The sequence below is a fragment of the Rhodococcus sp. P4_B6 genome (genome assembly GCF_056402215.1).
This window is the reverse complement of the sequence record NZ_JBFUHV010000250.1, coordinates 1-9,524: the sequence shown is the minus strand read 5'-3', so window position 1 is coordinate 9,524 and position 9,524 is coordinate 1. Positions and strand designations below refer to the sequence as shown.

Below are 9,524 nucleotides of genomic sequence, written 5' to 3'. Positions count from 1 at the left end.
TCTCTCAGGTGACGAAGGACGCACCCTCGAAACGCTTCTGGCGAATCTGCCTGCGAGTGCGGCGTGCACGAGAATGCCGGGACATGCTGCATTGGTCCGCATCGGTACAGCGGGTCCRTCCGTGGCGATTCGAGCTGAAATGGATGCACTGCCGATAGACGAAAACACCGGAGTCGATTGGGCCTCGACCAACGGTGCAATGCATGCATGCGGACACGATGTGCACATGGCGGCGTTCATTGCCGTCGCCCGAACCGTCTCCGGCCTGCCGCTCCGTCCGGCGCCCCTGGTGGGATTGTTGCAACCCCGTGAGGAGACATCACCCTCGGGCGCACTCGAGTTCGTCAACAGCACAGTTCTCCTCGACAACGAAGTCTCGGCGATCGTGGGCGCACACGTGCAGCCCGCGTTGAACTCCACGGTCATTGCCTGCAATCCGGGCGTCGTTAATGCCGCGTCCGACGAGTTCGTGATCACGATGCACGGTTCGTCCGCTCACGGGGCGTATCCGCACAACTCCCGTGACCCACTTCTGGCTGCGAGCAGTTTTGTCGTGACCTGCCAGCAGATCGTTTCCCGCAACACTGACCCAGTGGACTCCGCTGTCGTGAGCATCGGAAGCGTCCGTGGAGGAAATGCACCCAACGCCATTCCCGATAAAGTGACCGTTGGTGGCACGATCCGGTCGATGTCGGTCCGACAGCGCAAGATGATCCAGGAGCGCATCCGCGAAGTCGCTGAAGGCATTGCCCTCGCGCACGGCTGCTCTGCGGACGTGGTCATCCATCCGGGGGAACCGTCCCTGGAAAATAATGCCGACCTGGCGCTGTCTGCCTCCAGAATTCTGCAGTCAACCGGCATGGAGATCGGCGAATTCCGATCATACGGTGCCGACGATTTCGCCTTCTATGGAGAAGTCGCCCCCAGCCTCATGATGTTCGTTGGCACCCCGGAAGCGAACGGGCAAGGACTCCACACGGCTGGCTACCTCCCCGATGACGAAGCACTCTGGCGGGTGGCCTGCAGTATGCTGGCCGGTTATCTCGCAGGAGCTCAGCATGTCGCGGTCACGGCTCCTGTCATGTGAACCTGAACTCAGCGGTTCAATGCGACGGTCCACTGACGACAAGCCTGTCGTGATTGACCCCAGAACATCGTCGATCACCGCAATCCCGGGATTCGAACGTTCCTGGACGGCATGCAGCGCTCGTGCGCACCCTCCGAGCTCCCTATGCGCATATGTGTCCCGCCCCCCCACGACGCGAAAAGGTGGGAACGAAGATCTCGAAAAGATCGCACGTAGATGTTCGACCGCGATTGATGACGACGGGCACCGAAGGAGGAAGGGTTAGCAGCGACGCAGACTGCCGGATCCCCGATTCAGAGTCGATCACTTCCTTGAGGCGAAACCGTCTCTTCATCAGTGCAGGTGAAATCGGGGCAGTCAGCTGAGAGGACCTTTGTCGCGCCGCGCCTGCCCAAGCTAAGCGCCGCGCACTCGTCCACGTTGAGAAGCTCGCGGACGCACTCCGGGCACACATCTAGTCCGGGTTGGGTCCCCTCAACTGGCGCACCCGCATGCTGATGTCGAGGAGTAGGCGATCCTCATGCGAGTCGAGATTGCGTTGGGTGAGTTGTTCGATACGCTTCAACCTGTAGATCAATGAATGCCGATTCAGATGCAGTCGCCGAGCGGCCGACGAAATGTTGCCATTCTCGTCGAGATAGACAGCCAACGTACCGAGCAGATCTGAACTTCGCTTGGTGTCCGCTTCCTCCAACGGTCCGATGGTGTCCCGAGCCAATTTCATTGCGACTGGCTCCGATTCGAGCCCGTGCAAGAGCATGAACGAACCCAGTTGGTCCGCAGTGGCGGCCCGACCCGGCCCGCGCACCGCGCGGGTGACAGCCAGCGCCGTGCGCGCTTGTGCAGCGGCATCCTGCAGATCCGACAACTTGTGCAACCCGCTGGCAGTTCCCCATGAGACCCGCCTGGTGTAAGGCTTCAGCGAAGGATCGTCGAATAGTGCATCCAACGCTGTCTCGCCCTGGTCGAGGCAAAGCAGGATCTCGCTTTCGCGATGTGTAGCAATACTCCCGGTGTGCTGGAGCCGCATCCGGAGTCGTTGCGCAACTTCTCGTGCGACGCTGTTGCTGGATTCGTTGTGCTCGTCCTCGGATTCAGCCAGCCCCAGACTCACCGTGAACTGTGTATTCAGTGGCAGCCCGAGTAATGCAGAACGCGCTGCTAGCTCCTGCGGCGAATCGAACTCGCCCGCGGCCAACCCCCACGCGAACTGCCCCCGTGCTCGGGATCCGAACTCTTCCGCCGCCTCTTGCCTGAGCAGCTCGATCGCTGCTGCCGTGGCCGCATGCTGGACCGCGCGATCGGCGATCTCCGCCGAAGCGGCGCCGCCCGCGATCACAACCACCCAGCCCAAAACCTTTCCTTGTCCGTGTGCGGGTGCGACGACCAGAGTTGAGTCAGAGCAGTCGAAATGTCGTACGGCGTCCGTGCCATCGAGATCGCCGGTACTGATTGCGGTGGCGAGCTCTTCGAGGATGGCCTGCATCTGACCGCGATCGACCCAATCCGAGGCGATCGAACTGGACCCGATGATGGCCGAGGCCACATCGAGAACGACCGCCGGTGCATCCACCACGCCTTCGAGGGCCTGAGCGACGCTGGCCACTCCGCCCGTTTCAAGAAGCGCCCGAGTAAACTCGAACGGCAAATCGCCGCCAGGGCGCGCTTGTCCACCGCGGTTCCGTGAGTACAAGGCCTCAATAATCGAACGTGACACATCCGAGAATCGGACTCGCCAAGGTATCCCGAGAAGTACTACACCCGATTCCCGAGCGCGGTCGATGACCGACTCGGGCACTGTGAGGTGTGGGGCACCGTCGCCGACGGCGAGGCACACCGCCGCGGCGCCGGACGCTGCCACGTCCGCCACCAGGGTCGCAAGTTGCGCTTCGTCGCAGCCGATTCCCGTCGTCAAAATGAAATCGCCGGCATTGACGAAGTTCTCGATGGGCCACTCCATGACGGCTACCCAGTCAACAACGGCTCCGAGTAGATCCTCACCGGACAGGATGTAAGCCTGAGCGAGATCTGGGAGCTGAAGGCAGAAGGACACGTCCATTCCCGGGCGGGACGATCTCTGCTCGATTGAGCGCATAGACGGAACACTAGACGTCGAGTTGCCCGTCACGAAAGGCTCTCGGGTGCCCACTCGTCGCCGCAACGACTACTCGAACAAATCAGCACCGGTCAACTCTTCCGTACGTGCGCGTTCTTATGTAACATTCCGTTCAGATTATAGTCCATGTCGTCGGATGAATGAAACAGTTCTTTGCTGGGGAAGTTGAGGCAGCGGCGAGAGTGATGGTCCTTGCAGTGCACGGCGGTCGGGCGAGCGWGCCTCGGCTCACCACGATACGGCGAATTGGCACTGACCGAACTCCGGCGAGTCGGACACTGGCCCGTCAGCATCGGTTGTCGGCGAACAGTTGCGTAAATGCCGTACAGCGGCGCGGACGAAGGGAGCACCATGATCACCTTCCCTCAGATCGGATGGAACCGGTACCAGATGGTTTCGCGCGCCCGAGCTGAGATGATCGTTTGTGACCAAACCAGTCTTGGGCTCGGTCTTCCGACCCTGATCACGGGAGTCTTGCCTGTCGGCTCAGCGGCACATTGGTGTACGCACACTCACGGAGCAGGTCTGGAAAATCGACGGATTCCACGAGGATCGCGTTCTGAACTTGTTGCCTTTGCAGTCCACAGCGCCGCGACGTTTCTCGAATCGGCGCTCTGCGAACCGGGAGTAGAGATCGCTGCCGCAACTCGGCCCACCGGCATGCAGGTTTCGCCGGCTGGAGATCTTGCGAGCGGTGTATCCATTCTCCCTCGCAGCGATGCACGAGAGCGCAGGGCGTTGGAATCGGCGCACAAGGCATGCCGGGTTACCGTCGTCATGGAACATACAGACCGGCAGGGTAATCCGCGGCTTGTGGACGCGTGTAAGCTACCAGTTCTGGTTCAGGGCAGTGTCGGCAGAATCATCACCGAACTGGGCGTACTGGATGTGTCAGGATGCGGGTCGTTGGTACTGCGTGAGCTTGCGCCCGGGGTCCCGATCGGATATCTGCTCGACGTCACGAACTCGTATGTTGATATCAGTGCAGTTGTGGGCCCTGGGATGACTGATCCTCCGATCGCGCTGCCTCAGCACTAGGTGTTCTACGCCGGGTCCCAGCAGCCCGCACGATGCGATTGGGAGTGGCTAAGAATTCTCCGAGGTTGCGCAGCTCGGTCAGCAGCGATCAGGCCCCTGGGAACTCGACGATTAGCTCACCGGCCGACCATACCGCGCGACAGCACATTTGCGGCTTGCATTCCGGTCGCGTCGAGTACGACCGAGGCCAGCGAACGGTGAACGACTGAGGGAGGGAACAGCGCCCTGCGAGAATGAGCTTCCGCGCAGTTCGCAATCGTGCAGTGCTCGCGGAAAGGCGGCACATGCGCAGGCGCATAGCTTGTATCCGACCGAGAGTATCGACCAACGGTAGTTGCTACTGCCATGGAGAGGTTCGCGAGAGCATGCTCGCTCGTATGCCTATGGCTGGGTACTTCTTCCATCAACATTTCCAACTCGACAGACAGTGATCGCTATGCCCGAATATGCACCTCGACGTCTCCGAGGAATCGACCACGCCGATAGGTACCGCGCGCCGCACGATCCGGGGTCGTGCGACAACACGCACATCGAGGATGAAATAGCCCGCTACAGAGAAAGCAAACGTCGAAAGGGTGGGCGAATCAGGTCTTCCGCTGGGCAACACCTCGTGGATGAGAATGATCTCCTCCGGTTCGCTCTATCTTGGGCGCCGTACGGCGGCGCACCTGCAAGCGAGATCTTCGTCCAATTCGGCATGTCGCGCTCGCGTTTCAACCATGAACTTTGGAGGACGATCGCCGAGGCCGGATGCGACTCTGGGACGATTCGCCACCTAGCCGCCGCATACCCGCCAGAGTAGTCCGACGTCGCCATTAGTCTGCCGTGACCGCGCGACCTTACGCGTTGAAATGAACCCGGTGACCGCAGCGCGGCTCTACGCCGAAGCTGCCCGGTCGGCGCCCGACCTCCCCGAACGCGACCGCCTCACACGACAGGCCGCGCGGCACGAACTGTCTCTGTGGTCTAATTCGTCTGATGTCGTTCATTATTGGCACACTATGTGCAGCATCGAGTCCTTTGGTCAGCGCCAGCCGGCCTGCTTGGATTCGAAAACGCCGCAAGAGATGGATCGGCAGCAGCAGCGGCGGAGCTTCTGCAGCCACTGGTCTGACGGGAGTTGTGTCCCTTCCCCACTGCATTCGTTCGATCGAATACAACGATCAACGACGACATCCTCCTGCCCAACCTGCATCGCTCCGACGTGTCATCCCCGAGGAGCCGAGTAGCGCATCCGGCTGCTCGGGGATGACAGAAGGCGTGTGCGTGGAGAGCTCCGCACTCGTCGGCCAGCTCAAAATGACGGCCAATCTGGCTGACTGAGGAAGAGCGAGGAGCTATAGGACCGACCCGTAGCTCTAGCCTGTATCGCCGGCGAGACCGCAGTATTCGATCGCCGCCACCGCCATGACCTTCGTGACGTTGACGATCGAATCGATGTCGACCCACTCATTCGGTCCGTGGGCGTCAGCCCCGATAGGACCGAAAATGACCGGGGTGGCGCCAGAATTTCGGTAGAACGCCCCATCGCATACCGCTGGGAAGCCGGTGATGCGACCGGACATCTCCAGCCGCTCGCTCTGATTCACCAGACTGGTGACCAGTGGGTTGTCCGGAGAGGTGTCGAAAGCGGGGAAGTGCAGGCCGGCCAGTTCCCATTGAACGACAGGGGGATTTTCGCTTAGCCACGGATCTTGCATCGCCCAGTGATGAACGAACTTCTCGAAATCGACTCGGATATTATGAGATTCTTCAGTCGGTAGGTACTTCAAATCGAAGTCGATTACGGCGACGTCGGGTGTGATTGCCGGATTAGTAACGGTGACGGGCAAACCACTCTGGCCGACTCCAGCACCGACGTGCACGACACTCGGGCTGATTGTGGTGATTCCGGGTGGCAGCAGCGGATGCGTTTTCCGCATGGCCCACCCACGCTCGAGATGCCCGACCGCCGTGATAAAGCGAGCAGCGAGCTCTGCTGCGTTGACTCCAGGGCGCATGCGGTCGGCTGAGTGCCGCTGAGGGTAGATGTCGTTGTACCGCCACCCAGCGTGTGCACTTCGCCCTCGGATCGTTACGCGCACCCATTCGAGCCCCGGTTGGCAGACCATAATTTCGTTCTGCGTGGGCTCCGCGACTATGACTGCGGAAGCACTGTGTCCGCGATCGACCAGGTGTCTCGTCCCGAACCCGCCTGCCTCTTCGTCGACCACACTGTGCAGTTCGAGTCGGCCGTTCAGCTCGATCCCGCTCTCGCTGAGCGCCTGGATCGCGGCGATGGCCGCGCCCAGGCCTCCCTTCATGTCGTAGCTTCCGCGTCCGTAGATGCGGCCATCGCGGATGTCGGCGCCGAAGGGGTCGGATTCCCAATCCGATCGGTCGCCGGTGGGAACCACGTCGATGTGCCCGTTGAGGACAAGACTTCGTTCGTCTGTACCCTCCAGGGCACCAATTACATTCGGGCGGTGCGGCAACGCGTCATGGATGGTGGTCGTCATTCCAGCCGACTTCAACAGAGCTGCGACGAACTCCTGCGCTTCAGGCTCCCTGTTGATATATTCCCCGGTCTCGAACTTCGGGTTCACGGTCGGAATTCGAATAAGTTCCTGCACGGTTTCGACTAGGCGGTCGCGCTGGCGATCAATCTGAGCAAGAACAATCTCGATTGCCTTCTTTTGCGACATCGTTTCCTCCATTGTCTCTGTCTCTTTGGACTTTCCCTGTGGTGTGGGTGCTAGAGATCAGGTGCGTGCATCGACGGTTGGTCGTCCGCTGTCGAGCGGGCGGTGATCCGGGACAAGTGCGGATTGTGGAAGCAATCGCGCGGAGAGTAGGTATCCGAGTCCTGAGACAACCGCGACGAGTGGGATCGGTAGAACAGTCGTCGGGAGTGCGAAGTAGATCAATGAGCCGACGACCGACCATGTGAGTGCAAGCACGTTGACCCCCCTGAAGTATCTGTATGGGCCTGCAGGATCGAAGAGCGCAGCTACGTCGATATATCCCCGTTTGAGTACGACGTAGTCCGCGATGATCACCCCTACAATCGGCGCGAAGAGATTGCCCATTGCGCTCATGAAGTCACTGAAGTCGTTCACGAGTGCAGGTATGCTGGCCAAAATTGTGCCCGCTGCAGCGACGATGATGGTGGACCAGAACCGGCCCAGACGGGTCGTGAGGTTGGCGAGTGACAGTCCGCCGGTGTAGAGGTTCAAGACATTGATCGTCCAATTGTCGAGCACAAGAACGATCAGGACCAGCGCTAATGTGGCGCCACCGACGTTAAGCGTGGGGATGACCTCGAACGCGTTAGCCGTCTGTCCGAGCGTGGCGGCGGCAGCGTACGCGCCGAAGAATGCCGAACCTGCGGTTCCGATTACGGCCGCGGCCATGGTTCCGATCCACATATCCTTCCGGGATCGCGAGTACCGGCAGTAGTCGGCGGCGTCCGTGACCTGACTGAACCAACTGGCTGCTACCGCGTTTACCCACAGGGCGAACACGGCCCACTTCCAACCTTCAGTGCCAGTGAACGCGAAGACTTCGCTCGGTGCAAAGCCCGGTGCGTCGTGCGTGGCGAGAACGTAAAATAGATACCCGAGGATCACAATCTTGGTGGGAAAGGCGATCTTGGACAGCCACTTCAGGGATCCGTAGCCGAACAGCGCGACCGATGCCTGCAAGACTGCGAACGCAAGACTGAGGATGACTAGCGACACGTCGAGGCCTAGCCACTGATTGAGAACGGCATGGATTCCCATTGCGCCGGCGAGGGTCTGAAAGGCGAACCAGAACGCGGAACTGATCGCTCTCAAGATGGAGATTATCCATCGGGAAGCCCCGATGCCGACGAACGCTCGCGTGGATACGATTCCTGGCAGTCCGTAATCAACTCCTACAGTGGCCATGACTGTGTAGGCCGTGAAGGCGATAATGACACCGAGGACCTGAGCTGTCACTGCTGCCCAGAACGATAGCCCCGATACCACCGCTAACCCTCCGATGAGGATTAAGCCCGGATTGAGAAGCACGTTGACGATGATCTGAAATAGATCAAACCAGCGAACAGTCCGTTCCTCTGGGGGAACCGGCTCGACACCGTGGTGCTCAACGTTTCTCGGTTGCCGTAGTCGCGTGGGTTCATCGGTTTCAACGTTCGACCGAGGCTCGTACTGGCCCTCTCCGACATCTTGATTCGGGTATTCCGCCGCCACAATGATCTCCAATTCGGTCAACTTGCAGGGAGAGAGAAAGACCAGGTTGGAGAGCCAACTTACATGGAACAAATATTCCTGTCTACGCCCAATTTTCCTGCGTGAAACGTATGTAACAGATACTGTTACCGACCGTACCGGGACCCTGTGCCTGCGCCGCCGTCTGACAGTGGCGAGCCCGCCACCGATGGTCGGTGTAGACGTAGGTTCACCACTCCGTCGGGACATCGATTCGAAAAGGGCACCATGTCGATCTATTTCGATGGATGGTGCGGCGAGGGTGCTCACCCGACGGTCTGAACGCAAATCGGGCAGCTGATGCCCCCTCGGTGCGATACTGCCTGTACAGCTCATCTCGGCCTCGTGGCGGTGCGGGATCAAAACCTCACCGCGGACAAGGGGGGTCCCGTCCCGGGTTGAGGGTTTGATCCACCGGCGGGTCCTTCGGTGCCGAATTCGCCAGCTACCCAGTCGCCGCCCCGATCGAAGCCTCGTCCTGGCACCGGCTCACCCGCATCGGTGATCGGCAAACCGGCGGGTTGCCTTCGCGCCGTGACCATTGCTCAAATCGGTCGAGCCGCACCTGTTACGCGGGCTCTCAATGCAACGCGCCGCGGGCGCAAGTCAAAGCAAGAGGTGCGCTGCCTGAAATGAAGGCGGTCGATCGTCGTCCATCGCTTCCCGCCCCACACTGGTTGCGCGGTCGTCCCGGCGCAACTGCTGGCACCGGTGCGCCGGCACTGCAGTCCAGTCTTGCCCGGATCCCTCAAAGACCATTTTCCGCTGGACATGTGCACTCACTGATCGGGAGTGCCGTCTAAGGGATCGCGAGGAATTAACGTCGCTTTTAATGATGATGGCGTTACCGTTGTGGCATGGCGGATGCGGCAGAGGCGCTGGGATGGCGTTACGAGACTATTCGTGGGCACTTGAACGAGCGCCAACGTCGGGTGTGGCTGGGGGTCGAGGCCGCGCAGCTCGGTCCCGGTGGTGTGGCGATCGTGGCCTCCGCGACGGGTGTGGCCGCCGATACCGTGCGCCGTGGCCGCGCGGAAGCCGAGGAGGTGAC

General features: G+C 60.4%; 4 protein-coding genes and 1 pseudogene. 2 read left to right on the top strand and 3 right to left on the bottom strand.

Annotated elements, in window-relative coordinates; translation table 11 throughout:
- Nucleotides 1-1,087: M20 metallopeptidase family protein (locus AC1DWT_RS46920; protein ID WP_477925886.1), on the top strand; the 1,087-nt coding region annotated here is incomplete at its 5' end.
- Between the two features lie 454 nt (nt 1,088-1,541).
- On the opposite strand, the gene AC1DWT_RS46915 is transcribed toward AC1DWT_RS46920, so the two are convergent.
- The 3 genes from AC1DWT_RS46915 to AC1DWT_RS46905 form a co-directional block, all read right to left on the bottom strand.
- A complete protein-coding gene (locus AC1DWT_RS46915; RefSeq protein WP_477925885.1) occupies nt 1,542-3,182 on the bottom strand; it encodes a PucR family transcriptional regulator in 1,641 nt (546 codons plus the stop codon).
- A 2,417-nt stretch (nt 3,183-5,599) separates the two neighbouring features.
- On the bottom strand, nt 5,600-6,925 hold the full coding sequence (locus AC1DWT_RS46910) for a M20 family metallopeptidase (protein ID WP_477925884.1): 1,326 nt from the start codon (nt 6,923-6,925) through the stop codon (nt 5,600-5,602).
- A gap of 57 nt (nt 6,926-6,982) precedes the next feature.
- On the bottom strand, nt 6,983-8,476 hold the full coding sequence (locus tag AC1DWT_RS46905; protein ID WP_477925883.1) for a purine-cytosine permease family protein: 1,494 nt from the start codon (nt 8,474-8,476) through the stop codon (nt 6,983-6,985).
- A gap of 854 nt (nt 8,477-9,330) precedes the next feature.
- Here AC1DWT_RS46905 and AC1DWT_RS46900 point away from each other — a divergent pair.
- Nucleotides 9,331-9,524: pseudogene (locus AC1DWT_RS46900) on the top strand (ISAzo13 family transposase); the annotation flags it as partial.